Below are 26,589 nucleotides of genomic sequence, written 5' to 3' on the forward strand. Positions count from 1 at the left end.
GCCCTCCTCTCATTAACGTCTTGTTTTCTTATCATCACTGGCATGGCCTTTATAAGTACGAGTTGGTGCAAATTCACCAAGTTTATGTCCGACCATATCTTCAGAAATATATACTGGCACATGTTTACGTCCATCATATACTGCGATTGTATGACCTACGAATGCAGGGAAAATAGTGGAACGACGAGACCAAGTTTTAATCACTTGTTTTTTACCAGATTCGTTTAGAGCATCAACCTTTTTCATTAAATGTTCATCAACAAAAGGTCCTTTTTTTAAGCTTCGACCCATTTTGGTACCTCCCTTCATGATTGCCCTACGGTTCGTTTATTGAACCGTAGCAATCAATCTATTTTTTACGACGGTGTACAATAAACTTATCAGATTTATTATTTTTCTTACGAGTCTTATACCCAAGAGTAGGTTTACCCCAAGGTGTAACAGGAGACTTACGTCCAACTGGAGCTTTACCTTCCCCACCACCATGTGGATGGTCATTAGGATTCATTACTGAACCACGAACAGTAGGTCGTTTACCTAACCAACGAGAACGTCCAGCTTTACCAATATTAATTAGTTCATGTTGTTCATTACCAACTTGACCAACTGTAGCACGGCAAGCAGCAAGAATCATACGCACTTCACCTGAATTTAAACGAACAAGTACATATTTACCTTCTTTCCCAAGTACTTGTGCACTACTTCCAGCTGAGCGTACTAATTGACCGCCTTTACCTGGTTTCAATTCAATATTATGAATCACTGTACCAACAGGAATTTTAGCAAGTGGTAAAGCATTACCAACTTTGATATCTGCGTCAGAACCTGATTCGATATCCATTCCAACTTTTAGCCCTTTTGGTGCAATGATATATCTTTTTTCACCATCATGATAATGAATTAATGCAATGTTTGCAGAGCGGTTTGGATCATATTCAATTGTGGCAACGCGTCCTGGAATGCCATCTTTATCACGTTTAAAATCAATCACACGATATTGACGTTTATGACCGCCACCTTTATGACGAACTGTTAACTTACCTTGGTTATTTCGACCAGCTTTTTTATTTAACGGACGTAGTAATGTTTTTTCTGGACTATCAGTCGTGATTTCAGCAAAGTCAGAAACTGTCATGTTACGACGACCGTTTGAAGTAGGTTTATAATGTTTAATCGCCATTTAATTTCCCTCCTTTTCTATAATTTAGGCTTGAAAGATTTCTATTTCCTTACTATCCTCAGTTAATTTAACAATCGCTTTACGGCGTTTATTTGTATAACCACCATATTTGCCCATGCGTTTGAATTTTCCTTTATAATTCATAACATTAACTTTTTCTACCTTAACACCGAAGATTTCTTCTACAGCTTGTTTAACAAGTGTCTTGTTTGCTCTTACATCAACTTCGAATGTATATTTACGTTCGTTCAAATCATTCATAGAGCGTTCAGTGATTACGGGGCGCTTAATGACATCACGTGCATCCATTATGCTAGCACCTCCTCTACTTTTTCAACAGCATCTTTCGTTATTATCAATTTTTCATGACCGATAATGTCAAGAACATTTACAGCGTTTGAGCTAACAACTTTGATACCTGGGATATTACGAGCAGATAATAGTACATTTTCATTAATATCGCTAGTAACAACAAGAGCTTTTGAAGCTACAGATAAGTTATTGAGCACATTAACAAATTCCTTTGTCTTTGGTGCTTCAAATGTTAACTGATCAAGTACTAGAATATTATTTTCTTGTACTTTCGTAGATAAAGCTGATTTAATTGCTAGACGGCGAACTTTTTTAGGCAATTTGTATGCATAGCTACGTGGTACCGGACCGAATACAGTACCTCCACCACGCCATTGCGGTGCACGAATTGACCCTTGACGAGCACGACCAGTTCCTTTTTGTCTCCATGGTTTACGACCGCCACCACGAACTTCAGAACGGTTTTTTACTTTTGACGTACCTTGTCTTTGTGAAGCACGAAGACTAATAATAACTTCTGACATTACATGTTTGTTTGGTTCAATACCAAAAACAGAATCATTCAGTTCGATTTCTCCAACTTGTGATCCGCCTTGGTTATAAACTGTTACTTTTGGCATTCCAATTGTCCTCCTTTCCTAAGTAATTATCTTGATTTAACCGCACTTTGAATTTTCAAGAATGATTTTTTCGGACCAGGAACATTACCTTTAATCAAAAGTAAGTTTCTTTCAGTATCAACTTTTACTACTTCAAGATTTTGTATCGTAATTTGTTCTCCACCCATACGTCCTGGTAATGCTTTTGATTTAAATACGCGGTTTGGAGCTACTGGACCCATTGAACCTGGGCGTCTATGGTAACGTGAACCGTGTGCCATTGGACCACGTGATTGACCGTGACGTTTAATTGCACCTTGGAATCCTTTACCTTTGGAAATTCCCGTTACGTCTACGATACTACCTTCCTCGAAAATATCAGCTTTGACTTCTTGACCAAGTTCAAACTCTTCTATATTAATATCTCTAATTTCACTGATGAAGCGCTTAGGAGCGGTTTCTGCTTTTGCTACATGTCCTTTTTCAGGCTTGTTAGCTAATCTCTCAGGTTTATCATCGTAACCTAATTGAATTGCATTATAACCGTCATTTTCTACAGTTTTCTTTTGAAGAACGACGTTTGGAGTTACATCAACTACAGTAACTGGTATTAAATCACCGTTTTCCAAGAAAATTTGAGTCATACCAATCTTTCTTCCTAAGATTCCTTTGGTCATCAGTCACACCTCCTGTTATTTTAACTTTATTATTATAATTTGATTTCAATATCGACACCTGATGGTAAATCCAAACGCATTAATGAATCGACCGTTTGTGGTGTTGGATTTACAATATCGATTAAACGTTTATGTGTACGCATTTCAAATTGCTCACGAGAATCTTTGTATTTGTGAACCGCACGAAGAATCGTGTAGACACTTTTCTCTGTTGGTAATGGAATTGGACCACTTACAGAAGCACCAGAACGCTTTGCAGTTTCTACAATTTTCTCAGCAGATTGATCTAAAATTCTGTGATCATATGCTTTTAAACGAATACGAATCTTTTGTTTTGCCATTATTTTCCCTCCTTTTCGCCTAATTCGTTTAGACATTCTCCATGAAAATTTCCTGAACACTCGCCATGGCAAAGCGGCCGGGTGTGTCAGCAACCTTTCACTTCATCGCAATTTCAAGTCAACATTGAATATTATACATAAAAAAAATATACAATGCAACTATTTTACGAATAATATTCGCCAACATTCAGCCTTCCTTATTATATATAGATTAAGGATAGATTTCAACATGAAATTGACTTCCAAAAGAGACCAATTCTACTATTATTCATTAAAATAAAAAAACGAGTGGAAATTGCCACTCGCTTTTTAAACTATTATTATTTTAATACAGAAGCAACAGAACCTGCGCCTACTGTACGTCCACCTTCACGAATTGAGAATTTAGTTCCTTCTTCAATCGCAACTGGTGCAATAAGTTCAACTGTCATTTCAACGTTATCGCCAGGCATAACCATTTCTACACCTTCAGGTAACTCGATAATTCCAGTTACGTCAGTTGTACGGAAATAGAATTGAGGACGATAGTTTGCGAAGAAAGGAGTATGACGACCACCTTCTTCTTTTGTTAATACGTATACTTGAGCTGTAAACTTTGTATGTGGGTTGATTGTTCCTGGTTTTGCAAGAACTTGACCACGTTCAACTTCATCACGAGCAACACCACGAAGAAGTGCACCGATGTTGTCACCTGCTTCTGCTTGATCAAGAAGTTTACGGAACATTTCAACACCTGTTACAGTTGTTGATTTTGGTTCTTCAGAAAGACCAACGATTTCAACTACGTCACCAACTTTTACTACACCACGTTCTACACGTCCTGTAGCAACTGTACCACGACCAGTGATTGAGAATACATCTTCTACTGGCATCATGAATGGTTTGTCAGTATCACGTTCTGGAGTTGGAATATATTCGTCAACAGCTGCCATTAATTCATGGATTTTTTCTTCCCATGCTGGATCCCCTTCAAGAGCTTTTAATGCAGAACCTTTAATTACAGGAATATCATCACCAGGGAAGTCATATTCAGATAATAGGTCACGAACTTCCATTTCAACTAATTCTAGTAGTTCTTCATCGTCAACCATGTCACATTTGTTCATGAATACAACGATGTAAGGAACACCAACTTGACGAGAAAGAAGGATATGTTCACGTGTTTGTGGCATAGGGCCATCAGCTGCAGATACAACTAGAATAGCTCCGTCCATTTGAGCAGCACCAGTGATCATGTTTTTAACGTAGTCAGCGTGTCCTGGGCAGTCAACGTGAGCATAGTGACGATTAGCTGTTTCATATTCTACGTGAGAAGTAGAAATTGTAATACCACGTTCTTTTTCTTCTGGAGCACCATCAATTTGATCATATCCACGTGCTTCAGCTCCACCAGTTTTTGATAATACAGTTGTAATTGCGGCAGTTAGAGTAGTTTTACCATGGTCAACGTGACCAATTGTACCAATATTAACATGTGGTTTAGAGCGATCGAATTTTTCTTTAGCCATTAGGATTTATCCTCCTTTAATTTTCATATTATTTTAATGTATTTATGTAGCTTTGGAAACGGAATGCCATTTCCAAAGCAATTATAACCTACAATAGTAGTTATACAAGATTCGTTTTACAAAATCAATTATTCACCGCTATTTTTTTTGATAATTTCTTCAGCGATTGATTTTGGAACTTCTTCATAATGATCCATTACCATTGTGAAAGTACCACGACCTTGTGTGTTAGAACGTAGTGAAGTAGCATATCCAAACATTTCAGATAGTGGAACCATTGCACGTACAACTTGTGCGTTACCGCGTGCTTCCATACCTTCTACGCGACCACGACGTGAAGTAATATCACCCATAATATCGCCTAAGTATTCTTCTGGAATAACAACTTCAACTTTCATAATTGGCTCTAGAATTACTGGAGCACATTTTTTAGCTGCATTTCTTAAAGCTAAAGATGCCGCAACTTTAAATGCCATTTCACTAGAGTCAACATCATGGTAAGAACCGTCAAATAATTTAGCTTTTACATCAACAAGTGGGTATCCTGCTAATACACCGTTTTTCATTGAATCTTCAAGTCCTGCTTGAACAGCTGGTACATATTCACGTGGAACAACCCCACCGACAATTGCGTTTTCGAATTCGAAACCTTTACCAGCTTCATTTGGTGAGAATTCAATCCAAACATGTCCAAATTGACCACGTCCACCTGATTGACGAACAAATTTACCTTCTACTTGAGCTGAAGCAGTAAATGTTTCACGGTATGCAACTTGTGGCGCACCAACATTTGCTTCAACTTTAAATTCACGTTTCATACGGTCAACAAGTATATCTAGGTGGAGTTCTCCCATACCTTCGATAATTGTTTGACCAGTTTCTTGATCTGTATGAGCACGGAATGTTGGGTCTTCTTCTTGTAATTTTTGAAGAGCAGTACTCATTTTATCTTGGTCTGCCTTCGACTTTGGTTCAATAGCTACAGAAATAACTGGTTCTGGGAATTCCATTGATTCAAGAATAACTCTATTCTTTTCATCACAAAGTGTGTCCCCTGTAGTCGTATCTTTTAATCCAACAGCTGCAGCAATGTCTCCTGCATAAACTGTAGATATTTCAGCACGGTGATTTGCGTGCATTTGAAGAATACGTCCTACACGTTCACGTTTGCCTTTTGTAGAGTTAATTACGTATGAACCTGATTCTAATGTACCAGAATACACACGGAAGAATGTCAATTTACCAACATAAGGGTCTGTCATAACTTTGAACGCTAATGCAGAGAATGGTGCGTCGTCGCTTGACGGACGTGTCACTTCTTCATCAGTGTCAGGGTTCGTCCCTTTAATGTCTGGAACATCAGTTGGTGCTGGTAAGTAATCAATAACTCCATCGAGCATTAATTGAACACCTTTATTTTTGAATGCAGAACCACAGAATACTGGGTAGAATTCTACGCTAATCGTTGCTTTACGAATTGCTGCCTTTAATTCCTCAACCGTGATTTCTTCACCTTCAAGGTATTTCATCATCAATTCTTCATCAAAATCAGCAACTGCTTCGATTAGCTTGTTACGATATTCCTCAGCTTGTTCTTTATATTCATCAGGAATGACAGAAGACTCATCAACTGTTCCTAAATCATCTTTATAGAAATGAGCTTTCATTTCAACTAAGTCAATAATTCCAGTAAATTGATCTTCTGCCCCGATTGGCAATTGAACAGCATGTGCGTTTGCTTGTAGGCGTTCACGTAGAGTATCTACGGAATACAAGAAATTAGCACCTATTTTATCCATTTTATTAACAAATACAATTCTTGGTACACCGTATGTTGTTGCTTGGCGCCATACAGTTTCCGTTTGCGGTTCAACACCAGATTGAGCATCAAGAACTGTTACTGCTCCATCAAGTACCCGTAATGAACGTTCAACTTCAACAGTGAAGTCCACGTGTCCTGGGGTGTCAATGATATTAACTCGGTGACCTTTCCATTGGGCTGTTGTTGCAGCAGATGTGATTGTAATACCACGTTCTTGTTCTTGCTCCATCCAGTCCATTTGTGAAGCACCTTCATGAGTTTCACCGATTTTATGGATACGGCCAGTATAGAACAGGATGCGTTCTGTTGTAGTTGTTTTACCTGCATCGATATGAGCCATGATTCCAATATTACGAGTGTTTTCTAAGGAGAACTCTCTCGGCATCCCTATTTCTCCTTCCTTGTTAGAATTATTAAGGTTTTTGTTTTAAATTGATTAATAAGTTAGAAGAAGCATATTACCAACGATAGTGGGCAAACGCTTTGTTTGCTTCAGCCATTTTATGAGTATCTTCACGTTTCTTAACAGAAGCACCCGTATTGTTAGCTGCATCTAAAATTTCATTTGCTAAACGTTCTTCCATTGTTTTTTCACCGCGTAGACGTGCATAGTTAACTAACCAACGTAGACCAAGTGTTGTACGACGGTCTGGACGCACTTCTACTGGTACTTGGTAGTTAGCACCACCCACACGACGCGCTCTTACTTCTAATACTGGCATAATGTTTTTTAATGCTTGTTCGAATACTTCCATTGGGTCTTTACCAGTACGTTCACGAATGATATCAAAAGCGCTGTACAAAATAGTTTGTGCTTTACCTCTTTTACCATCAATCATAATTTTATTAACTAAACGAGTTACTAGTTTCGAATTATAAATCGGATCTGGTAACACGTCTCTTTTTGAAACAGGACCTTTACGTGGCATGTTTTTTCCTCCCTTCAAAAGATAGTTATATCTTTTTACATTACGGTTTCTTTTAAATTATTTCTTTTCTTTAGGACGTTTTGTTCCATATTTAGAACGACTTTGTTTACGGTTTTCTACACCAGCAGTATCTAACGCACCACGAACAATATGATAACGTACCCCTGGTAAGTCTTTAACACGTCCACCACGAATTAACACAACGCTGTGTTCTTGTAGATTATGTCCGATTCCAGGAATGTAAGCAGTCACTTCAATTCCATTTGTTAAACGAACACGAGCATATTTACGTAATGCTGAGTTTGGTTTTTTCGGAGTCATTGTACCTACACGAGTACATACACCGCGTTTTTGTGGAGAAGCAAGGTTTGTTTGTTCTTTCTTGAAAGAGTTATAACCTTTATTTAACGCAGGTGATTTTGATGTTTCAACTATAGCTTTACGTGGTTTACGAACTAATTGATTAATTGTAGGCATGTTTTTTCCTCCCTTCATGCTTTTTTAAGCCCACACATCCAGGTGATTCATTTTAGGGCAAAAATAATTTTGTAGTCAGTTAGATAACTACAGTAATATTTAATCCATAATAGCAACAGTTGCAGCACGCACATCAATACCGCACGCTTTTCCAAGAATTTTCATAGAATCAACGTATGTGATTGGCACCTGATATTCTTCTGCTTGCTTAATCACACTTGATACGAGTCTTTGATCTGCATCGCTTGCAATAATTACTTCATGAACAGAGCCCGATTTTAGAGCTTTTATTGTTTGTTTTGTTCCTATTTTAATCTTCTTAGCCTGTTTTACTTTTTCATAAGACATTTTTATATCCTCCAAAGTAACAGGATTATTAGGAGCACCTTTAGTATATTAGCACCTTCATTTTTAAAAGTCAAGAAGTTGCGAAAACTTTTTTACGTGCCTAGTACTTTTGACTAATCGGAAAGTAAATATTTATTATATCTACTTTCTCGATTGGCGTAACAAAGGCTCTATTCTCCTTTAAGGCTCAACAATCACCAAAGTTTATACTAGGCACGTTACTTATAACTTTTTTAACAATCCAAAATGATTATTTCTCTATTGTTCAACAGTTACTGGTTGTTCTTCAGTTTCAGTTGCTTTCTTGAATTTCGTTTTGCGATACATTTGCATACCTGTACCTGCAGGAACGAGCTTACCAATAATTACATTCTCTTTCAATCCAAGAAGTTCGTCTTGTTTACCTTTAATTGCAGCATCTGTAAGAACTCTTGTTGTCTCTTGGAAGGAAGCTGCAGATAGGAACGAATCAGTTTCAAGTGACGCTTTTGTAATACCAAGAAGTACTGGTTTACCTGTTGCTGGAATTTTCCCTTCAAGTAAAGCTTGTGTATTAGCTTCAGTAAATTGATGAATATCCAATAAAGTACCTGGTAAAACATCGGTATCACCAGAATCAATTACACGCACTTTTCTTAACATTTGACGAACCATTACTTCGATATGTTTATCGCCAATTTCAACACCTTGCATACGATATACGCGTTGAACTTCATGGAGTAAGTATTGTTGTACAGATTGCACATCTGTCACTTTCAATAACTCTTTCGGATCGATGGAACCTTCTGTTAGTTCTTGACCACGTTTTACCATATCTCCTACTGATACTTTAAGACGCGCTGTGTATGGAGCATTGTATGTTCGTGTCTCAATCCGCCCAGATACAACAATTTCCTGTTGACGATCTTTACCTTCACCAATCGAAGTAATTTCACCATCAATTTCAGTAATGACGGCTTGCCCTTTTGGATTACGGGCCTCAAATAGCTCTTGAACCCGTGGAAGACCTTGTGTAATATCGTCTCCGGCAACTCCACCTGTATGGAATGTACGCATCGTTAACTGTGTACCAGGTTCACCGATTGATTGTGCAGCAATAATACCTACTGCTTCACCAACTTCAACCTCTTGTCCAGTAGCCAAGTTGTAACCATAACATTTTTTACATACACCATGTTTCGTATTACATGTAAATGCGGAACGAATCCAAACTGAAGTAATACCTGCATTTGTAATTTCCTTTGCAATATCTTCAGTGATTAAATCGTTTTGTTTTGCAATAATTTTCCCTGTTGTTGGATGTTTTATTGTTTTTCTAGAATAACGACCTTCAAGACGTTCTTCTAATGGTTCAATGACTTCTGTTCCTTCCATGATAGCAGAAACTAAAATACCTCGATCTGTACCACAGTCTTCTTCACGCACAATTACGTCCTGAGCAACATCAACAAGACGTCTTGTTAAATAACCAGAGTCAGCCGTCTTAAGTGCTGTATCTGCAAGACCTTTACGGGCACCGTGAGTAGAAATGAAGTACTCTTGTACTGTTAAACCTTCACGGAAACTTGATTTAATAGGTAACTCGATAATTCGACCGGCCGGGTTTGCCATCAATCCACGCATTCCAGCGAGCTGTGTAAAGTTGGAAGCATTACCCCGAGCACCTGAATCACTCATCATAAAGATTGGGTTAAAGTTATCAAGTGATTCCATAAGCTTACTTTGGATGACATCCTTAGCAGCACTCCAAATGGAAATGACGCGATCATACCGTTCATCCTCAGTAATTAACCCTCTCCTAAATTGCTTTTGTACATTATCAACTTTCTTTTGTGCCTCTTCCAAAATTTCATATTTTTGTGGAAGCACAATGATATCGGCCACACTGATTGTAATGCCAGCTTTTGTTGAGTATTTAAAACCGAGATCTTTCATTCGGTCAAGCATTTTTGATGTTTCAGTAATTTTATATCGTTTAAATACTTCAGCAATTATTTTACCTAAATACCCTTTCTTAAATGGAGTGATTAACTCTCTCTCCTCAAAGATTTCTTTAACATTTTCAGTAGGGTGGACAAAGTATTTAGCTGGTGTCTCCACTTCTAAATTTGTTGAAGTCGGTTCATTTATATATGGGAATGATTTTGGTAAAATTTCATTAAATATTAATTTACCAACCGTTGTAAGAAGTAACATTTTGTTTTGTTCTTCTGTAAAAGTTGGGTTTTCTAAAGATCCAGCATGAACTGCTACCCTAGTGTGTAAGTGTACATAGCCATTTTGATAGGCAATAAGGGCTTCGTTACGATCTTTAAAGATCAAACCTTCACCCACTGCATTTTTTCTTTCCAATGTTAAATAATAGTTACCTAATACCATATCTTGAGATGGAGTAACAACTGGTTTACCATCTTTCGGATTTAAGATGTTTTGTGCAGCCAACATTAGTAAACGCGCTTCTGCTTGTGCTTCTGCAGATAACGGAACGTGGACAGCCATTTGGTCTCCATCAAAGTCAGCGTTATACGCAGTACATACTAACGGATGCAGGCGAATTGCTCGACCTTCAACGAGTGTAGGTTCAAATGCTTGAATACCAAGTCTGTGTAAAGTTGGTGCACGGTTTAACAGTACTGGGTGTTCTTTAATAACTTCTTCTAATACGTCCCAAATTTCTGGGCTTAATCGCTCTATTTTACGTTTTGCTGATTTTATGTTATGAGCTAAACCTTTTGCTACTAATTCCTTCATGACGAATGGTTTGAATAGTTCAATTGCCATTTCTTTTGGTAGTCCACATTGATACATTTTTAAGTTTGGACCAACAACGATAACCGAACGACCCGAATAGTCAACCCGTTTACCAAGTAAGTTTTGACGGAAACGGCCTTGTTTCCCTTTCAACATATGAGATAGAGATTTTAGCGGACGGTTTCCTGGTCCTGTAACTGGTCTACCACGACGTCCATTATCAATTAATGCGTCTACAGCTTCTTGTAGCATCCGTTTTTCGTTTTGAACAATAATACTAGGTGCACCAAGGTCAAGCAGACGTTTTAAACGGTTATTTCTATTAATAACGCGGCGATATAAGTCATTTAAGTCAGATGTTGCAAAACGACCACCATCAAGTTGAACCATAGGGCGTAATTCTGGTGGAATAACAGGAAGTACATCAAGAATCATCCATGACGGTTCATTTCCTGAATTACGAAATGCTTCAATGACTTCCAAACGTTTAATGGCACGCGTTCTTCTTTGTCCTTGAGCTGTTTTAAGTTCTTCTCTTAGTGTGGTACTCTCTTTATCAAGATCTACATCTTGTAGGAGCTTTTTGATTGCCTCTGCACCCATACCAGCTTGGAACTTGTTCCCATATTTTTCACGATAAGAACGATATTCCTTTTCAGATAGTAATTGTTTTTTCTCTAATGATGTATTTCCTGGTTCTGTTACAACGTATGATGCAAAGTAAATAACTTCTTCAAGAGCTCTTGGTGACATATCAAGTACAAGTCCCATTCTACTTGGTATACCTTTAAAGTACCAAATATGTGAAACGGGTGCTGCTAACTCAATATGCCCCATTCGTTCACGACGTACTTTTGAACGAGTGACTTCGACACCACAACGATCACAGACAACACCTTTATAACGTACACGTTTATACTTTCCACAGTGACATTCCCAGTCTTTTGTAGGACCAAAGATTCGTTCGCAAAACAGTCCATCCTTTTCTGGTTTTAATGTACGGTAGTTAATTGTTTCTGGCTTTTTTACTTCACCGTATGACCAAGAACGAATTTTATCTGGTGAAGCTAGACCAATCTTCATATATTCAAAATTGTTCACGTCTAGCAAGATGCCGACCTCCTATTCATAAGGGATATCCCGTATTGCAATATATTTCCAGATGGAAAGAAAAACCCAATACACAGCCATCTCATTTATATAAAAGAGATCTGTTTGTATTGAGTTTTTCATTTTTTCTACTCGGTGACACCTACTTTTTCAGATTCTTTATTATTATCCGATTGTATATTTAAAGCATCTGCCTGTTGAAAATCATCATCGTCTTCAAGATCTTTCATGTCGATTTCTTGTTGACTTCCGGATAAGATTTTAACATCTAATCCTAGGCTTTGTAATTCCTTCATTAATACTTTAAATGATTCAGGTACACCTGGTTCTGGTACATTTTCACCTTTTACAATTGCTTCGTATGTTTTAACCCGACCGACAATGTCGTCTGATTTTACAGTTAAGATTTCTTGAAGTGTATATGCTGCTCCATATGCTTCAAGTGCCCATACTTCCATTTCACCGAACCGTTGTCCACCAAATTGCGCTTTACCTCCAAGAGGCTGTTGCGTCACAAGTGAATATGGTCCAGTAGAACGGGCATGGAGCTTATCATCGACCATGTGGGCTAATTTAATCATATACATAATACCGACTGAAACTCTATTGTCAAAAGGCTCTCCAGTTCTACCATCGTATAGGACTGTTTTACCATCGCGTGCAAGACCTGCCTCTTCCAGTGTATCCCAAACATCGTCTTCAGTCGCTCCATCAAATACAGGTGTAGCAACATGAATGCCTAATGTTCTCGCAGCAATACCTAGATGTAATTCCAAGACTTGCCCAATGTTCATCCGTGATGGTACACCAAGTGGATTCAACATGATATCAACAGGTGTTCCGTCTGGTAAAAATGGCATATCTTCTTCAGGTAAAATACGTGAAATAACACCTTTATTTCCGTGACGTCCGGCCATTTTATCTCCAACACGGATTTTACGTTTTTGAACAATATAGACACGTACTAATTGATTAACGCCTGGTGGTAATTCATCTCCGTCTTCTCGATTGAAGACTTTAACATCAAGCACAATTCCTCCACCACCATGTGGCACACGTAGCGATGTATCACGAACTTCTCTCGCCTTTTCACCAAAGATTGCGTGTAAAAGACGTTCTTCTGCTGTAAGTTCAGTTACTCCTTTTGGTGTAACTTTCCCTACAAGTAAATCACCATCTTTTACTTCTGCACCAATTCGAATGATTCCACGTTCATCTAAATTGCGGAGAGCATCTTCCCCAACATTCGGGATATCTCTTGTAATTTCTTCTGGTCCAAGTTTCGTATCTCTAGACTCAGATTCATATTCTTCAATATGAACAGAAGTATAAACGTCATTTTTTACTAACCGTTCACTCATGATAATCGCGTCTTCGTAGTTATAACCTTCCCAAGTCATAAACGCTACTAGTGGATTTCGACCTAAAGCCATTTCCCCCTTCTCCATCGAAGGACCATCGGCTAAAATCTCACCTTTTGTCACACGATCACCTTGAGATACAATCGGTCTTTGGTTAAAGGACATTCCATTATTAGAACGAGTAAATTTATGCACTTTATAGCGGTCGATATCTCCACGTACTTCTTGCCCATCAATTGTCATAATACGACGAACACGGATTTCATTTCCTTCTACATGTTCTACAATACCGTCATGTTTACAAATAACCGCTGCACCTGAATCACGAGCATTCACGTGTTCCATACCTGTACCAACAATCGGTGCTTCAGGAACCAACAATGGAACAGCTTGCCGTTGCATATTTGCTCCCATTAAGGCACGGTTTGAGTCATCGTTTTCTAAGAACGGAATACATGCAGTCGCTGCTGATACTACTTGTTTTGGTGAAACATCCATGAAATCTACTCGATCAACAGTAACAACTAAGTTTTCACCGCGGAATCTCGCAAACACTTCTTCTTCAAGGAAATTGCCGTCATTATCAACCTTTGCATTTGCTTGAGCGACAACATAGTTATCCTCTTCATCGGCTGTCATATAATGAATCTCATCTGTAACTTTTCCAGTTTCATGATCTACTTTTCGATAAGGTGTTTCAATAAATCCAAACTTATTAACTTTCGCAAATGTAGATAATGAGTTTATCAACCCAATATTTGGACCTTCTGGAGTTTCAATTGGACACATTCTTCCATAGTGGGAATAGTGAACGTCACGGACTTCCATCCCTGCCCGTTCTCTAGTTAATCCACCTGGTCCAAGTGCAGATAAACGTCTCTTATGAGTAAGTTCAGCTAATGGGTTTGTTTGGTCCATAAATTGAGACAACTGTGAACTACCAAAGAATTCTTTAATTGCCGCAATAACTGGACGAATATTAATTAATTGTTGTGGTGTAATGGTGTTTGTATCTTGAATGGACATTCTTTCGCGAACAACACGTTCCATCCTAGATAAGCCAATACGAAATTGATTTTGTAATAATTCACCAACAGAACGTAAACGACGATTTCCAAGATGGTCAATATCATCTGTGCGTCCTACTTGATGAAGTAGATTAAAGAAGTAACTAATCGATGAAATAATATCAGCTGGAGTAATATGCTTCACCTGTTCAGTGATATTCGCATTTCCAATGATATTAATTTCTTTATTCGAATCATCATTTGGAGCATATACTTTAATAGATTGAATTAAAATTTCATCTTCTAACACGCCGCTAACTGGATTAAATTGTTTAAAACCAATTCCTTTTTCTACATAAGGCATAATTCGATCAAGCGTACGTCGATCTAGTACTGTGCCTGCTTCAGCAATAATTTCACCAGTCTCAGAATCAACTAATGTTTCAGCTAATGTTTGACCGAATAAGCGGTTAGATATGTGCAATTTCTTGTTCATTTTATAACGACCAACACTTGCCAAGTCATAGCGTTTTGGATCAAAGAAGCGAGAGATTAAAAGGCTCTTCGCATTTTCTACAGTTGGCGGTTCACCTGGTCGTAGTCGTTCATATATTTCAATTAGTGCCTTTTCTGTGTTATCTGTATTATCTTTTTCAAGCGTATTACGTAAGTACTCATTATCACCAATAAGGTCAATAATTTCCTGGTCAGAACCAAAACCTAATGCTCTTAGTAAAACTGTTATTGGTAATTTACGTGTACGATCGATACGAACGTATACAACATCTTTTGCGTCCGTCTCATATTCCAACCATGCACCACGGTTTGGAATCACTGTCGCACTGTATCCTCTCCGACCATTTTTATCAACTTTTGCATTATAATAGACACTAGGAGAACGAACTAACTGAGATACAATAACCCGTTCAGCACCATTAATAATAAAGGTACCTGTTTCCGTCATAAGTGGAAAATCACCCATGAATACATCTTGGTCTTTTACTTCTCCAGTCTCTTTATTAACTAAACGCACTTTCACTCTTAAAGGTGCTGCATATGTAACATCGCGTTCTTTCGATTCATCCACATCGTATTTCGGTTCACCTAACTCATAATCAATGAACTCTAGTGACAAATTACCTGTGAAATCCTCAATAGGAGAAATATCTTGGAACATCTCCCGCAAACCTTCATCTAGAAACCATTGATACGATGCAGTTTGTATTTCGACGAGATTTGGTAATTCTAAAACTTCACGTATTCTTGCATAGCTTCTCCGCTTGCGGTGCCGCCCATACTGAACTAGTTGACCTGTCAACTGATTCACCCCTCAAATCAACGTTTTAAACTGCCAAAAACCATAATAACATTCTTATTACATAAGTACAAAAATAAAAAGGGTTTCCATTGAAAACCACAAAAAAACGTAGTCTTTATTTATACTATCTTCGCCTAATTTACAATAATATATACAAATATTTATGTAAAATTTGGTTAAATAGGTAAATACATATTGGCATTAAATTATGTTAACACAAACTTTCAATAGAGTCAAACCTTTTTTGCTCTAATTATATAGTAACCTTTATCCCTTTTAACTACATCTACAACTGAATATATTTCTTCCAATCTTTTTTTAACTGATGGTGCTCCTTGCTTTTTTTGAATAACCACCCACAATTCACCGCTATCTCGCAAATGATTAACACTGTTTGCGATTATATCCATAACAACTTTTTTTCCTGCTCGAATTGGCGGATTCGTTACGATTGCTGCAAAGTTATTTTCAGTAACTCCTTCATAACCGTCACTTTCATATATATTAATGTTTTTAATTCTATTATTTTCGGCATTTTCCTTTGCCAATTGTAATGCTCTTTCATTAATGTCTATCATATGTACAGATCTATTAGGAAATGAACGGGCTAACGCGAGCCCAATGGGGCCATAACCACAACCTACATCTAAAATTGGTCCTTCAATTTCGGGTAGCTCAAAAAAACTAATTAGTAACCTTGAACCGTAGTCTACTTCACCTTTAGAAAATACTCCACGATCTGTTTTAAAATTAAAGGTACTACCCTTAAGTTGATAAGACCAATAGATTGGCTCACTAGCAATAGTTGGTTTACGGGTATAATAATGATCAGCCATGGTCATCACCTCTTCACAAGTCTATTTGGTAGGATGATTGAATTTGTGGATTTGCTTTTTTTAGTTAAACTTTAGATTTTAAAAAAAGCTCGCTTACTATAGCGAGCTTTTTATATCGAAGTCATGCAAAATTGCAAAGAAGTTAAATTATTTAACTTCAACGCCAGCTCCAACTTCTTCAAGTTTTGCTTTAATTTCTTCAGCTTCTTCTTTAGAAGCACCTTCTTTAACTGGTTTTGGAGTATTGTCAACAAGTTCTTTTGCTTCTTTAAGTCCAAGTCCAGTGATTTCACGAACAACTTTAATAACTTTAATTTTTTGTGCACCTGCTTCAGTTAAAACTACATCAAATTCAGTTTTTTCTTCAGCAGCAGCACCTGCAACAGCGCCACCAGCTACAGCTACAGGAGCAGCAGCAGTTACACCAAATTCTTCTTCAATTGCTTTTACTAAGTCATTTAATTCTAAAACTGTCATATTTTTAACAGCTTCAATGATTTGTTCTTTAGTCATTAGTTTTTCCTCCTAATTTATAATATATATTTTTGTGTCGCAATTAGATTTCAATATTTAACTAGCTAAATTTAAGCACCTTGTTCTTCTTTTTGATCAGCAACTGCTTTTGTAGCAAGAGCAAAGTTGCGAATTGGAGCTTGAAGAACGCTAAGCAACATAGAAAGCAAGCCTTCTCTTGAAGGTAGTTCTGCAAGAGCTTTAATTTCTTCAACAGTTGATACATTACCTTCGATGACACCCGCTTTGATTTCCAATGCTTCATGGTTTTTAGCAAAGTCATTTAAAATTTTTGCAGGAGCAATCACATCGTCCGTACTGAATGCAACTGCATTTGGTCCTGTAAGAACATCTGTTAAGCCATTCAACTCAGCAGCTTCAGCAGCTCTGCGAGTTAATGAGTTTTTATAAACTTTAAATTCTACGCCAGCTTCACGAAGTTGTTTACGAAGTTCTGTTACTTCAGCAACATTTAGCCCTCGGTAATCAACAACAATTGTTGATACACTGTTTTTGAATTTACCAGTAATTTCGTCAACGATTTGTTTCTTTTGTTCAAGAACACTAGACATACCTACACCTCCTAATTGATGATGAACATCTATACCGGTCATCTACCAAAAAACCTCCTTATCTAGTAGACAAGGAGGTTTACATAGCATTTTAAACAAATCACTATTTAATAGTAATTTACTACATTCTATGTTTTTACCTCGGCAGGAAATTAAGCTAAAGACATTAGCACCTACTGTCTACGGTATAAATGTTTATTTAACTAACGAATGAAATAATATCATATCTATATTTCAAATGTCAAGAACTTATTAAAATGAAGTTGGATCAACTTTAATTCCAGGTCCCATTGTTGAGCTAATTGTTACATTTTTCAAGTATGTTCCTTTAGCAGCGGCAGGTTTCACTTTATTAATTGTTTCTACCATTGTAGCTAAGTTTTCGTAAAGTTTTTCATTATCAAATGAGATTTTACCGATAGGAACGTGAACATTCCCTGCTTTATCTACACGATATTCAACTTTACCAGCTTTAATTTCGTTAATCGCACGAGCAACATCAAATGTAACTGTACCTGTCTTAGGGTTTGGCATTAAACCTTTAGGTCCTAAGATACGACCTAATTTACCAACTTCAGCCATCATATCAGGTGTAGCAACGATCACATCAAATTCTAACCAACCTTGTTGGATTTTATGAACGTAATCTGCGTCACCTACATAGTCAGCACCAGCTGCTTCTGCTTCTTTTGCTTTTTCACCTTTAGCAAATACAAGTACACGTTGAGTTTTACCTGTACCATTTGGTAAAACGACAGCACCACGAATTTGTTGGTCATTTTTTCTAGGATCTACGCCTAAACGAAATGCAACTTCTACAGATGCATCAAAATTTACATAATTTGTTTTCTTCAATAATTCTATAGCTTCTTTTCCCTCATAAGCTGTTGAACGGTCAATTAACTTAACAGCTTCGATATATTTTTTACCTCTTTTAGCCATAATAATCCTCCTTAATTGTGGTTTTAACGGTTGGGACCTCCCACGAATAGAGGTTGCGACTAAATATTTGTCATACAAAACGCCGCAACCTCTCAAAAAGAACAATTAATCTTCAATCGTTATACCCATACTGCGTGCAGTACCTTCAACCATTTTCATGGCCGCTTCTACACTAGCCGCATTTAAATCAGGCATTTTTGTTTCAGCAATTTCACGCACTTTATCACGTTTAACTGTTGCAACTTTATTACGGTTTGGTTCACCGGATCCTGATTCAATACCAGCTGCTTTTTTAAGTAGAACTGCTGCAGGTGGTGTTTTAGTAATAAAAGTAAATGAACGATCTTCATAAACTGTAATTTCTACCGGTATAATCAAACCAGCTTGATCAGCTGTACGAGCGTTGAATTCTTTACAAAATCCCATAATGTTAACGCCAGCTTGACCTAATGCAGGACCGACTGGTGGCGCAGGATTCGCTTTACCTGCTGGAATTTGTAGTTTAACTAATTTGATGACTTTTTTAGCCACGAGACACACCTCCTTAAGTCCGTGATGTGGTAATTGGGTTAAACCCTCCCACTCAAATACATAGCATATATATTACAATAGTGCTAAACCATTGTCAATCTCACTAAGAGACATACCGACTTAAAAATAGTACCAAATTCTCACGAGTTTTTCAAGTTATTCATATATTATATTTTTTCAATTTGAGAAAAATCTAATTCTACAGGTGTATCTCGACCGAACATATTTACCAAAACTTTTACCTTTGCTTTATCTCGATCAATTTCTTCTACATTTCCAGTAAAGTTCGTAAACGGTCCTTCAACGACCTTCACCGACTCCCCAATTTCCACATCAACCTCTACACGTTTTTCATCAATACCCATTCGTTTTAATAATGTGTGAACTTCCTCAGGTAATAGTGGTGTTGGTTTGGAACCAGAACCTGTTGAACCGACAAATCCTGTTACTCCAGGTGTATTTCTCACTACGTACCATGAATCGTCCGTCATGATTAATTCAACTAGTACGTATCCTGGGAACACTTTCTTTTTAACAACTTTAGACTTACCATTTTTAATTTCTGTTTCTTCTTCCTCAGGTACAATCACTCGGAATATTTTATCTTGCATTGCCATTGATTCAACTCGTTTTTCTAAGTTTGTTTTAACTTTATTTTCATAACCTGAATACGTATGGACTACATACCAATTTTTTTCCATTAAAGAGGACTAAATCGTCCTTCCCTCCCTAGATTAAAGTAGAATAACTGTATAGATAACGAAAAAACCCGACAACCGGGTTTTTGCATTGTTCATTACCATTATAACAAAGGATGAACTTCTTATTCACATAATTATAGGAATAACTCGATAATTTGTGTTATACCAAGATCCACTAATGTGAAAAATAAGGTAAAAAATAACAAAGTAGTTATTACCGTAATCGTATACTTTGTTAACTCTTTCCGGTGCGGCCATCTAACTTTTCGCATTTCTTCAGTAACGTTTCGGAAAAACTTGCTAATCTTTTGCATGTCAAACCTCCAAAAAACGGGATAATTACTCGATTTATGCTTGTCGATGGACCGTATGCATTTGGCAGTTTGGACAATACTTTTTTAGTTCTAAGCGGACTTGTTTACTGTCATTCGATTCAGTCGTCTTATAGTTTCTACATCCACAAACAGAACAAGCTAATACAATTTTTTTCGGCATATGATCACACCAACGTTATTTAAATTTTAACTAATCCATCTAAGAAACTTTAACATGTAAACGATTATCATGTCAATCACTTCTTAGGTCAATATCCCTAACTAGTCATATCAAAAAGCCATATCGTAAACCTAAAATATGATTATTAATTCAATTCCTTTAATGTGATTTCCTTTGATTCTATATACTTCTCGAGTTTTCTTTTCACACGTTGAAGGGCGTTATCAATAGACTTTACATGGCGATTTAACATTTCGGAAATTTCTTGATAAGATTGCCCGTCTAAATACAAAGAAAGTACTTCCCGCTCTAAATCACTAAGTAATTCGGTCATCTTTACTTCAATGTGATCAAATTCTTCTTGGTTTATTATTAATTCTTCAGGGTCTAATGATTTTGAACCCTTTAACATATCCATTAGTGTCCGATCTGACTCCTCATCATAAACAGGCTTGTCCAATGAAATATATGAATTGAGGGGAATATGTTTTTGTCGTGTTGCCGTCTTTATTGCTGTTATAATTTGTCGTGTAATGCATAGTTCAGCAAACGCTTTAAAAGATGCCATTTTATCATCTTTATAATCGCGAATTGCTTTAAACAAGCCTATCATACCTTCTTGAACAATATCTTCTCTATCCGCACCTATTAAAAAGTATGATCTTGCTTTTGCGCGAACAAACTGACGGTATTTATGAATTAAATAGTCAAGTGCCTCACTATCTCCTTGGTGAACGAGTTCAATCAGTTGTTCATCTTCTAGGTGTACATAATGATTGCTGTCGTTTATACTTTTGTTTTCCCTCAACGAAAATCACCCCGACCCCTTGTTGCGATTGTTAGGTACATTATACATTAGCTAAATTTAAAGCGTCAACTAGCTTCCTTCCCCTCTTCTGAATTTTTCAAAAAAATCCAGAACCTCCTTTGATAAGGGAATCTTTGAAACTGGTTGTCCATGTTTGATTTCTTTCATATTTTGATTAATACCCTTTTCAATATCGTTTATTTCATTGTATAATTCTCTCGCTGATTTTCGAAATGCCCCTTGTCCGAAGATTTGCCACTGTTCTGCATAGTCTGATGTTGCAACAAATACTTTCGTTGTGCGATTTGTTAATTGTGTCGCTAATTTTTCTATTTTTTCATCTGCCGTTTCCTTTTCTTTTGTGTATATCACATCTACGTTATAATTTTTATATTTTTGTTCTATCCCTTTAGCGATATAAGCGTCAAAAACCACAATAACCTTTGTACCTGTATACCCCTGATACTCGGCCATTTTTTCTATTAATAAGTCACGGGCAGCTGCAAAATCACTATTCTTTAATTTTTGTAATTCAGGCCATGCTCCAATCATGTTATAGCCATCAACAATGAGTATGTCCATTTTATTACCTTAACGGAGATCGTTTACGATAAATTTCATACATTAGAAGTGCAGCTGCGACTGATGCATTTAATGATGTAACATGCCCCTTCATTGGCAGTTGTAATAGAAAATCACATTTTTCTTTATGTAACCGGCTTATTCCCTTTCCTTCACTACCGATAATTAATGCAATTGGTAATGATCCGTCTATTTCTCGATAATCCATTTTTCCTAATGCATCTGTTCCCGCAATCCAGACACCTTTTTCTTTAAGTTCATCAATTGTTCTTGCAATATTTGTTACCCGAACAACAGGAACATGCTCAATAGCACCAGTTGATGCTTTGGCAACTGTTGTTGTTAGGCCAACAGATCGTCGTTTCGGTATAATTATACCATGAACACCACTTGCATCCGCTGTTCTCATAATTGAACCTAAATTATGTGGGTCTTCAATCTCATCCAAGATTAGAAAAAATGGATCTTCTCCCCGAGATTCAGCCCGTTTGAATAGTTCATCGAGTTCATAATATTGATAAGCCGCAACCTGTGCGACAACGCCTTGGTGATTTCCTTCGACCATTTCATCTAGTTTTTTCTTTGGTACAAACTGAACGATAATTCCATTTTCCTTTGCTGCTTTTATGATTGGCTGCATAGCGCCTCTTTGAGAACCTTCACCAATCCAAATTTTATTTATTTCTCGACTCGATTTAATTGCTTCTAATACTGGATTTTTCCCAGTAATATAATTATCCATGATGATCACCCCATCTTTCTTCTGCTTTTAATAAGGCCATTTGAATTAGTTCTTCTAATCGTTCGTAATTTTGTGATAAGAACAGATAACCGATTAGCGCCTCAAAGGCCGTACTATAGCGATATGTTTGTATGTCTGTATTTTTTGGTGATGTATGGCTCTTTGCATTTCTACCCCTTTTTACAACATTAACTTCCTCTTCTGTCAATAACTCTTCTTCTAAAAATGCGTGAATTACAGCATTTTGCGCTTTTGCTGAGACGTACTGAGTGGCCTTTTTTTGCAATAAGTTTGGCTTTACTTCACCCTTTTTTAACAGGTGACGCCGAACATATACTTCATATACGGCATCACCAATATAGGCAAGGGCTAAACTATTTAACGTTTTTGGGTCCTTTACAAATTCATTAATTAACATGCATTAACCCCTTTTCCAACGCGTTCCATGAGGTGTATCTTCTAAAATAATATTCATTGCTTTTAATTGATCACGAATTTCATCCGAAGTTTGGAAATCGCGATTTTCCCTCGCTTTGTTTCTTTTCGTAATTAGTTGTTCAATTTCTTCATCTAGCAACTCATCTTTTTCTAAAGAAAGCCCTAGAACATTGAAAAACTGCTCAAAAGATTGAATATATGCTTCAATCACCTTGGTTGAAGTGTTTTGTTCCATTAAGTAATAGTTTGCTGATTTCGACAATTCAAAAAGGATAGAAATTGCATTTGCTGTGTTGAAATCATCATCCATTTCCGTTACAAATTGCTCGTTATATTTACTTATTTCGTCCAACCATTTTTGATCATGATCAGCTAGATTTGCACTTACATCAAGACGATGTTTTAAATTTTTATAAGATGTTTGTAACCGTTCAAGGCCAGCCTTTGCATTATTCATTAGTTCTTCACTAAAATTAATCGGATGGCGATAATGAACGGATAACATAAAATAACGTAATACATTTGGATCATGCTTTTTAATAATCTCATGAACTAAAACAAAATTTCCTAACGACTTAGACATCTTTTCATTATCAATATTAATATAGCCATTATGCATCCAATAATTAGCAAACGGTTTTCCAGTTAAACTTTCAGATTGGGCAATTTCATTTTCATGGTGTGGGAAGGATAAATCTTGTCCTCCAGCATGGATGTCAATCGTATCTCCTAAATATTCCCGAGCCATTGCAGAGCACTCGATATGCCATCCAGGTCTACCGTTCCCCCATGGGCTTTCCCAACTTACTTCCCCTGGTTTTGCCGCTTTCCAAAGGGCAAAGTCGAGCGGGTCATGCTTTTTCTCTCCCACTTCAATTCTTGTTCCTAGTCTTAAATCATCAATCGATTGATGCGATAATTTACCATACTCTTTAAATTTTTTAGTTCGGAAATATACGTCTCCATCCGATTCATAAGCATAGTCTTTTTTCACTAATTCATTAATAAAGTCAATAATTGTTTGCATATTTTCTGTCACCCTTGGATGATGGGTTGCATCCATGCATCCGAGGGCAGATACATCTTCAAAATAAGCATCAATAAAGCGGTTAGCTAAAGAAAATACATCTTCACCATTTTCATTTGCAGTCTTAATAATTTTGTCATCAACATCCGTAAAATTTGAAACATAATTCACTTCGTAACCGCGAAACTCAAGGTAACGACGTACTGTATCAAAAACGATAGCTGGCCTCGCATTCCCAATATGAATATAATTATAGACGGTTGGACCACATACATACATTTTTACTTTGCCATCTTCAATCGGTTTAAATACTTCTTTTCTCTGTGTCAATGTATTATAGATTTGAATGGACATTTTCCAAACTCCTATCTTTCTTTAATTGTTCAATTTCATCTTTCAATTCATTTATTTGCAATTGCATCGATTTACATATATCAGCTACTGGATCCGGTAAATCCGTATGATTCAAGTCCTTTTTGATTTTTACTCCATCTTGAATGACCACCCTACCTGGTATACCAACGACTGTTGCGTTTGGAGGGACATCTTTTAATACGACTGAACCCGCTCCAACTTTTGAATTTTCGCCCACAGTTATTGAACCAAGAACTTTTGCTCCTGTCGCGACAAGAACATTATCTTTTATTGTTGGGTGTCTCTTTCCTTTCTCTTTCCCCGTACCACCAAGAGTCACACCTTGGTAAATGGTCACATTATCGCCAATCTCACATGTTTCCCCAATTACAACACCCATTCCGTGATCAATGAAGAAGCGCCTACCAATTTTTGCTCCAGGATGAATTTCAATTCCCGTTAAGAAACGGCTAAATTGAGATATACATCTCGCTAAAAAGAAAAGTTTCTTCTTAAACAACCAGTGGGCAATTCGATGAAACCAAATAGCATGTAAACCAGAGTACGTTAAAAGGACTTCAATATAGCTTCTTGCTGCCGGGTCTTGCTCAAAAACGACCTCGATATCTTCTTTCATCCGCTTAAACATCTTCTCACCCTCTATTCTCCACCCTATTTTTTGCCATTAAAAAAACGCCCCTGTCACTCAGACAGAGACGCTAATTTTTGCGCGGTTCCACTCTGTTTGGACAAAAGTATAACATTCACCACTTCTATCCCAACTTTTCCTAATAACGGAAGGTAGCCGCCTTTATCTACTCTAATTATTTCAATAAAGGACTCCGGGATGCATTTCAATAATAACTACTTTAGGTTACTTTCAGCATTTGTAACCCTCTCTGTGAAAGAATTATTATTTACTTCTCCCCGTCATCGTTTTAACAATCTATTATTGTTTGGATTTAACTTAGAAAAGGAATACATTAGTTTAAAAGTAATTTTGTCCTGAAATATTCATAGCTCACAAATCTTAGCTGTGTTCAACCGGAATTTCATGAACCTTTGGTAAAAAGGAACAGTTTCTCAATTTAGAGTTCAATTATTTGAGTTTTTTTCCTTAATGGGTCTGATTTTGGGCAGACTTCCCCCTTGACCGAAAAAAATATTTTTTTCAGTTAGATCAATCTCAATGTTTAAGTTTATTCAATCTGGAGTTTTTGAATTCGACCCAGTACGTTCCAAAAGAATTTCTGATAAACGAAGCTAGATGATAACTTAAAATAAAGGGATCTGCCTGATTTTACTAGTCTACTGGCTACTTTGATGATCCGAGTACGTATGGTGTCAATTTGCATCGTCTTTTGCCCTTCTGGGAAGCAAAGTGTCCGTAACCAATTGGTTAAGTTATAAGCGAGAAGAGACAATATCATCTTAACCGCGTTAACAAGATAAGAATGGCTATTCATTCGATCGAAACCAAAACCATTTTTAGCTTCCTTGATGTAATTCTCCATCGTTCCTCTTTTTTGATAAGCTTGGACGATATCTTTTGGAGAAGCGATTTCAAAATTGGTGACAAAAAAGGAATGCGTAAAGAACAGTTCACCCGCAGGTCGTACAGATTGAATGATGACCTTTCTAGGTTTCAACCAAGATTTTGCTTGGTAAATGGTTTCTTCAAAATAGCGTTCTGTTTTTGAAACATCTTCAGGTACAGATGTAGGATGATACTCTTCCGCCAGACTTTTTAATTGTGCATTTGATTTTAAACGAATAACGTAATAAACCGATTCTCTCTCACACAGTTCATACAGGGCAGGCACGGCAAATCCACTGTCCCCACGAAGAAACAAACTCGTTTCCGGGAATGTTTCGTTGTAATGTTCAATCAGAGGCTGAATAAATTCGACCACACCATTGGAGGTGTAGACGTTTCCCGGGCGAAGTTTCGCTTTCAAAAAGTCGCCAGTAGCTCCATCAAAGGCAACTAAAGGATGAAATCCCAAAGTTCCATAATGAGCATTGAAAGAGGATGACTCTTGGTTACCATACGTATCAGAATGGGTAGAATCTAAATCAATAAATAGAGCTTGCGATTTTCTAAAAGCATGAATTTTATCACGTAATTCTTGATTCGCTTGATTTAAATGATCAATCGATTCTTGGTTAAATCGAGTGTAAAAACGAGATAAGCTCGGTTGAGAAGCGAGAGCTGGTGTATCAATAATTTCTGTAAAAACAGGATCCCTTGTCAATTGATCGGCAGCGTCATCTTCATAATATCCAGCAATGATTTGATAGATCTTTT

At 37.1% G+C, this 26,589-nt stretch carries 28 protein-coding genes and 2 other annotated features; all 28 genes read right to left on the reverse strand.

Annotated elements, in window-relative coordinates; translation table 11 throughout:
- Positions 1 to 12 precede the first annotated feature (12 nt).
- Positions 13 to 291: a 30S ribosomal protein S19 gene (rpsS, locus tag BN2144_RS05385; protein WP_033827285.1), complete on the reverse strand. Its 279-nt coding sequence runs from the start codon at positions 289 to 291 to the stop codon at positions 13 to 15.
- A gap of 58 nt (positions 292 to 349) precedes the next feature.
- The gene (gene rplB / locus BN2144_RS05390; RefSeq protein WP_033827286.1) at positions 350 to 1,180 is read right to left on the reverse strand and encodes a 50S ribosomal protein L2; all 831 of its coding nucleotides are present in this window, start codon (positions 1,178 to 1,180) and stop codon (positions 350 to 352) included.
- 24 nt (positions 1,181 to 1,204) lie between these two features.
- A complete protein-coding gene (gene rplW / locus BN2144_RS05395; RefSeq protein WP_187366974.1) occupies positions 1,205 to 1,492 on the reverse strand; it encodes a 50S ribosomal protein L23 in 288 nt (95 codons plus the stop codon).
- Entirely contained in the window at positions 1,489 to 2,112 is a 624-nt protein-coding gene (gene rplD / locus BN2144_RS05400; RefSeq protein ID WP_033827288.1) for a 50S ribosomal protein L4, read from the reverse strand. Before rplD ends, rplW begins: the two co-directional genes overlap by 4 nt.
- A 26-nt stretch (positions 2,113 to 2,138) precedes the next feature.
- The gene (rplC, locus tag BN2144_RS05405; RefSeq protein ID WP_033827289.1) at positions 2,139 to 2,768 is read right to left on the reverse strand and encodes a 50S ribosomal protein L3; all 630 of its coding nucleotides are present in this window, start codon (positions 2,766 to 2,768) and stop codon (positions 2,139 to 2,141) included.
- A 32-nt stretch (positions 2,769 to 2,800) separates the two neighbouring features.
- The gene (rpsJ, locus tag BN2144_RS05410; RefSeq protein WP_025729837.1) at positions 2,801 to 3,109 is read right to left on the reverse strand and encodes a 30S ribosomal protein S10; all 309 of its coding nucleotides are present in this window, start codon (positions 3,107 to 3,109) and stop codon (positions 2,801 to 2,803) included.
- A 320-nt stretch (positions 3,110 to 3,429) separates the two neighbouring features.
- The gene (tuf, locus tag BN2144_RS05415; protein WP_033827290.1) at positions 3,430 to 4,617 is read right to left on the reverse strand and encodes an elongation factor Tu; all 1,188 of its coding nucleotides are present in this window, start codon (positions 4,615 to 4,617) and stop codon (positions 3,430 to 3,432) included.
- Between the two features lie 128 nt (positions 4,618 to 4,745).
- Positions 4,746 to 6,824, reverse strand: a complete 2,079-nt coding sequence (gene fusA, locus BN2144_RS05420; RefSeq protein WP_033827291.1) for an elongation factor G — start codon at positions 6,822 to 6,824, stop codon at positions 4,746 to 4,748.
- A 73-nt stretch (positions 6,825 to 6,897) separates the two neighbouring features.
- On the reverse strand, positions 6,898 to 7,368 hold the full coding sequence (rpsG, locus tag BN2144_RS05425; protein WP_033827292.1) for a 30S ribosomal protein S7: 471 nt from the start codon (positions 7,366 to 7,368) through the stop codon (positions 6,898 to 6,900).
- 57 nt (positions 7,369 to 7,425) lie between these two features.
- On the reverse strand, positions 7,426 to 7,845 hold the full coding sequence (rpsL, locus tag BN2144_RS05430) for a 30S ribosomal protein S12 (protein ID WP_033827293.1): 420 nt from the start codon (positions 7,843 to 7,845) through the stop codon (positions 7,426 to 7,428).
- 99 nt (positions 7,846 to 7,944) lie between these two features.
- Entirely contained in the window at positions 7,945 to 8,193 is a 249-nt protein-coding gene (locus BN2144_RS05435) for a 50S ribosomal protein L7ae-like protein (RefSeq protein WP_033827294.1), read from the reverse strand.
- A 258-nt stretch (positions 8,194 to 8,451) separates the two neighbouring features.
- Positions 8,452 to 12,054: a DNA-directed RNA polymerase subunit beta' gene (gene rpoC, locus BN2144_RS05440; protein ID WP_033827295.1), complete on the reverse strand. Its 3,603-nt coding sequence runs from the start codon at positions 12,052 to 12,054 to the stop codon at positions 8,452 to 8,454.
- A gap of 128 nt (positions 12,055 to 12,182) precedes the next feature.
- A complete protein-coding gene (gene rpoB, locus BN2144_RS05445; RefSeq protein WP_033827296.1) occupies positions 12,183 to 15,740 on the reverse strand; it encodes a DNA-directed RNA polymerase subunit beta in 3,558 nt (1,185 codons plus the stop codon).
- 233 nt (positions 15,741 to 15,973) lie between these two features.
- Positions 15,974 to 16,576: a class I SAM-dependent methyltransferase gene (locus BN2144_RS05450; RefSeq protein ID WP_033827297.1), complete on the reverse strand. Its 603-nt coding sequence runs from the start codon at positions 16,574 to 16,576 to the stop codon at positions 15,974 to 15,976.
- A gap of 147 nt (positions 16,577 to 16,723) precedes the next feature.
- On the reverse strand, positions 16,724 to 17,089 hold the full coding sequence (gene rplL, locus BN2144_RS05455) for a 50S ribosomal protein L7/L12 (RefSeq protein ID WP_033827298.1): 366 nt from the start codon (positions 17,087 to 17,089) through the stop codon (positions 16,724 to 16,726).
- Between the two features lie 71 nt (positions 17,090 to 17,160).
- Entirely contained in the window at positions 17,161 to 17,661 is a 501-nt protein-coding gene (rplJ, locus tag BN2144_RS05460) for a 50S ribosomal protein L10 (RefSeq protein ID WP_033827310.1), read from the reverse strand.
- Between the two features lie 38 nt (positions 17,662 to 17,699).
- Positions 17,700 to 17,865: a sequence feature (ribosomal protein L10 leader region), on the reverse strand.
- A 48-nt stretch (positions 17,866 to 17,913) separates the two neighbouring features.
- Entirely contained in the window at positions 17,914 to 18,603 is a 690-nt protein-coding gene (gene rplA / locus BN2144_RS05465) for a 50S ribosomal protein L1 (protein ID WP_033827299.1), read from the reverse strand.
- A 105-nt stretch (positions 18,604 to 18,708) separates the two neighbouring features.
- Entirely contained in the window at positions 18,709 to 19,134 is a 426-nt protein-coding gene (gene rplK / locus BN2144_RS05470) for a 50S ribosomal protein L11 (RefSeq protein WP_033827300.1), read from the reverse strand.
- A gap of 167 nt (positions 19,135 to 19,301) precedes the next feature.
- Positions 19,302 to 19,835 carry a transcription termination/antitermination protein NusG gene (gene nusG, locus BN2144_RS05475; RefSeq protein WP_033827301.1) on the reverse strand — a complete coding sequence of 178 codons (534 nt, stop codon included), beginning with the start codon at positions 19,833 to 19,835 and terminating at the stop codon, positions 19,302 to 19,304.
- Between the two features lie 134 nt (positions 19,836 to 19,969).
- Positions 19,970 to 20,149 carry a preprotein translocase subunit SecE gene (secE, locus tag BN2144_RS05480; protein ID WP_033827302.1) on the reverse strand — a complete coding sequence of 60 codons (180 nt, stop codon included), beginning with the start codon at positions 20,147 to 20,149 and terminating at the stop codon, positions 19,970 to 19,972.
- Between the two features lie 34 nt (positions 20,150 to 20,183).
- Positions 20,184 to 20,330 carry a 50S ribosomal protein L33 gene (gene rpmG / locus BN2144_RS19075; RefSeq protein WP_075047803.1) on the reverse strand — a complete coding sequence of 49 codons (147 nt, stop codon included), beginning with the start codon at positions 20,328 to 20,330 and terminating at the stop codon, positions 20,184 to 20,186.
- Positions 20,331 to 20,475: 145 nt separating this feature from the next.
- Positions 20,476 to 21,138 (reverse strand): RNA polymerase sporulation sigma factor SigH, encoded by a 663-nt coding sequence (sigH, locus tag BN2144_RS05485; protein ID WP_033827303.1) that lies wholly within the window; start codon positions 21,136 to 21,138, stop codon positions 20,476 to 20,478.
- A 69-nt stretch (positions 21,139 to 21,207) separates the two neighbouring features.
- Entirely contained in the window at positions 21,208 to 21,720 is a 513-nt protein-coding gene (locus BN2144_RS05490; protein ID WP_033827304.1) for an NYN domain-containing protein, read from the reverse strand.
- A 4-nt stretch (positions 21,721 to 21,724) separates the two neighbouring features.
- Positions 21,725 to 22,462 carry a 23S rRNA (guanosine(2251)-2'-O)-methyltransferase RlmB gene (rlmB, locus tag BN2144_RS05495; RefSeq protein ID WP_033827305.1) on the reverse strand — a complete coding sequence of 246 codons (738 nt, stop codon included), beginning with the start codon at positions 22,460 to 22,462 and terminating at the stop codon, positions 21,725 to 21,727.
- On the reverse strand, positions 22,455 to 22,880 hold the full coding sequence (locus BN2144_RS05500) for a Mini-ribonuclease 3 (protein ID WP_033827306.1): 426 nt from the start codon (positions 22,878 to 22,880) through the stop codon (positions 22,455 to 22,457). Before BN2144_RS05500 ends, rlmB begins: the two co-directional genes overlap by 8 nt.
- A gap of 3 nt (positions 22,881 to 22,883) precedes the next feature.
- A complete protein-coding gene (cysS, locus tag BN2144_RS05505; protein ID WP_033827307.1) occupies positions 22,884 to 24,281 on the reverse strand; it encodes a cysteine--tRNA ligase in 1,398 nt (465 codons plus the stop codon).
- Positions 24,262 to 24,930, reverse strand: a complete 669-nt coding sequence (cysE, locus tag BN2144_RS05510; protein ID WP_033827308.1) for a serine O-acetyltransferase — start codon at positions 24,928 to 24,930, stop codon at positions 24,262 to 24,264. Before cysE ends, cysS begins: the two co-directional genes overlap by 20 nt.
- A gap of 60 nt (positions 24,931 to 24,990) precedes the next feature.
- Positions 24,991 to 25,224: a binding site (T-box leader), on the reverse strand.
- A gap of 256 nt (positions 25,225 to 25,480) precedes the next feature.
- Positions 25,481 to 26,589, reverse strand: a 1,109-nt coding sequence (locus tag BN2144_RS05515; RefSeq protein WP_033827309.1) for an IS1380 family transposase, incomplete at its 5' end; no start/stop codon positions are given.

Source organism: Bacillus andreraoultii (genome assembly GCF_001244735.1).
Taxonomy (GTDB): Bacteria; Bacillota; Bacilli; order Bacillales; family Caldibacillaceae; genus Caldifermentibacillus; species Caldifermentibacillus andreraoultii.

What these genes read in the sequence shown, in the direction of transcription:
- nusG (WP_033827301.1), bottom strand. Translation starts at nt 19,835, where the DNA reads ATGGAAAAAAATTGGTATGTAGTCCATACGTATTCAGGTTATGAAAAT.
- BN2144_RS05500 (WP_033827306.1), bottom strand. Translation starts at nt 22,880, where the DNA reads ATGTTAATTAATGAATTTGTAAAGGACCCAAAAACGTTAAATAGTTTA.
- rpsG (WP_033827292.1), bottom strand. Translation starts at nt 7,368, where the DNA reads ATGCCACGTAAAGGTCCTGTTTCAAAAAGAGACGTGTTACCAGATCCG.
- BN2144_RS05490 (WP_033827304.1), bottom strand. Translation starts at nt 21,720, where the DNA reads ATGGACATACTCATTGTTGATGGCTATAACATGATTGGAGCATGGCCT.
- cysS (WP_033827307.1), bottom strand. Translation starts at nt 24,281, where the DNA reads ATGTCCATTCAAATCTATAATACATTGACACAGAGAAAAGAAGTATTT.
- rpmG (WP_075047803.1), bottom strand. Translation starts at nt 20,330, where the DNA reads ATGCCGAAAAAAATTGTATTAGCTTGTTCTGTTTGTGGATGTAGAAAC.
- secE (WP_033827302.1), bottom strand. Translation starts at nt 20,149, where the DNA reads ATGCAAAAGATTAGCAAGTTTTTCCGAAACGTTACTGAAGAAATGCGA.
- rplJ (WP_033827310.1), bottom strand. Translation starts at nt 17,661, where the DNA reads ATGTCTAGTGTTCTTGAACAAAAGAAACAAATCGTTGACGAAATTACT.
- BN2144_RS05450 (WP_033827297.1), bottom strand. Translation starts at nt 16,576, where the DNA reads ATGGCTGATCATTATTATACCCGTAAACCAACTATTGCTAGTGAGCCA.
- rplB (WP_033827286.1), bottom strand. Translation starts at nt 1,180, where the DNA reads ATGGCGATTAAACATTATAAACCTACTTCAAACGGTCGTCGTAACATG.
- rplA (WP_033827299.1), bottom strand. Translation starts at nt 18,603, where the DNA reads ATGGCTAAAAGAGGTAAAAAATATATCGAAGCTGTTAAGTTAATTGAC.
- tuf (WP_033827290.1), bottom strand. Translation starts at nt 4,617, where the DNA reads ATGGCTAAAGAAAAATTCGATCGCTCTAAACCACATGTTAATATTGGT.
- cysE (WP_033827308.1), bottom strand. Translation starts at nt 24,930, where the DNA reads ATGTTTAAGCGGATGAAAGAAGATATCGAGGTCGTTTTTGAGCAAGAC.
- fusA (WP_033827291.1), bottom strand. Translation starts at nt 6,824, where the DNA reads ATGCCGAGAGAGTTCTCCTTAGAAAACACTCGTAATATTGGAATCATG.
- rpsS (WP_033827285.1), bottom strand. Translation starts at nt 291, where the DNA reads ATGGGTCGAAGCTTAAAAAAAGGACCTTTTGTTGATGAACATTTAATG.
- BN2144_RS05435 (WP_033827294.1), bottom strand. Translation starts at nt 8,193, where the DNA reads ATGTCTTATGAAAAAGTAAAACAGGCTAAGAAGATTAAAATAGGAACA.
- rplC (WP_033827289.1), bottom strand. Translation starts at nt 2,768, where the DNA reads ATGACCAAAGGAATCTTAGGAAGAAAGATTGGTATGACTCAAATTTTC.
- rplL (WP_033827298.1), bottom strand. Translation starts at nt 17,089, where the DNA reads ATGACTAAAGAACAAATCATTGAAGCTGTTAAAAATATGACAGTTTTA.
- rlmB (WP_033827305.1), bottom strand. Translation starts at nt 22,462, where the DNA reads ATGGATAATTATATTACTGGGAAAAATCCAGTATTAGAAGCAATTAAA.
- rpsJ (WP_025729837.1), bottom strand. Translation starts at nt 3,109, where the DNA reads ATGGCAAAACAAAAGATTCGTATTCGTTTAAAAGCATATGATCACAGA.
- rpsL (WP_033827293.1), bottom strand. Translation starts at nt 7,845, where the DNA reads ATGCCTACAATTAATCAATTAGTTCGTAAACCACGTAAAGCTATAGTT.
- rplD (WP_033827288.1), bottom strand. Translation starts at nt 2,112, where the DNA reads ATGCCAAAAGTAACAGTTTATAACCAAGGCGGATCACAAGTTGGAGAA.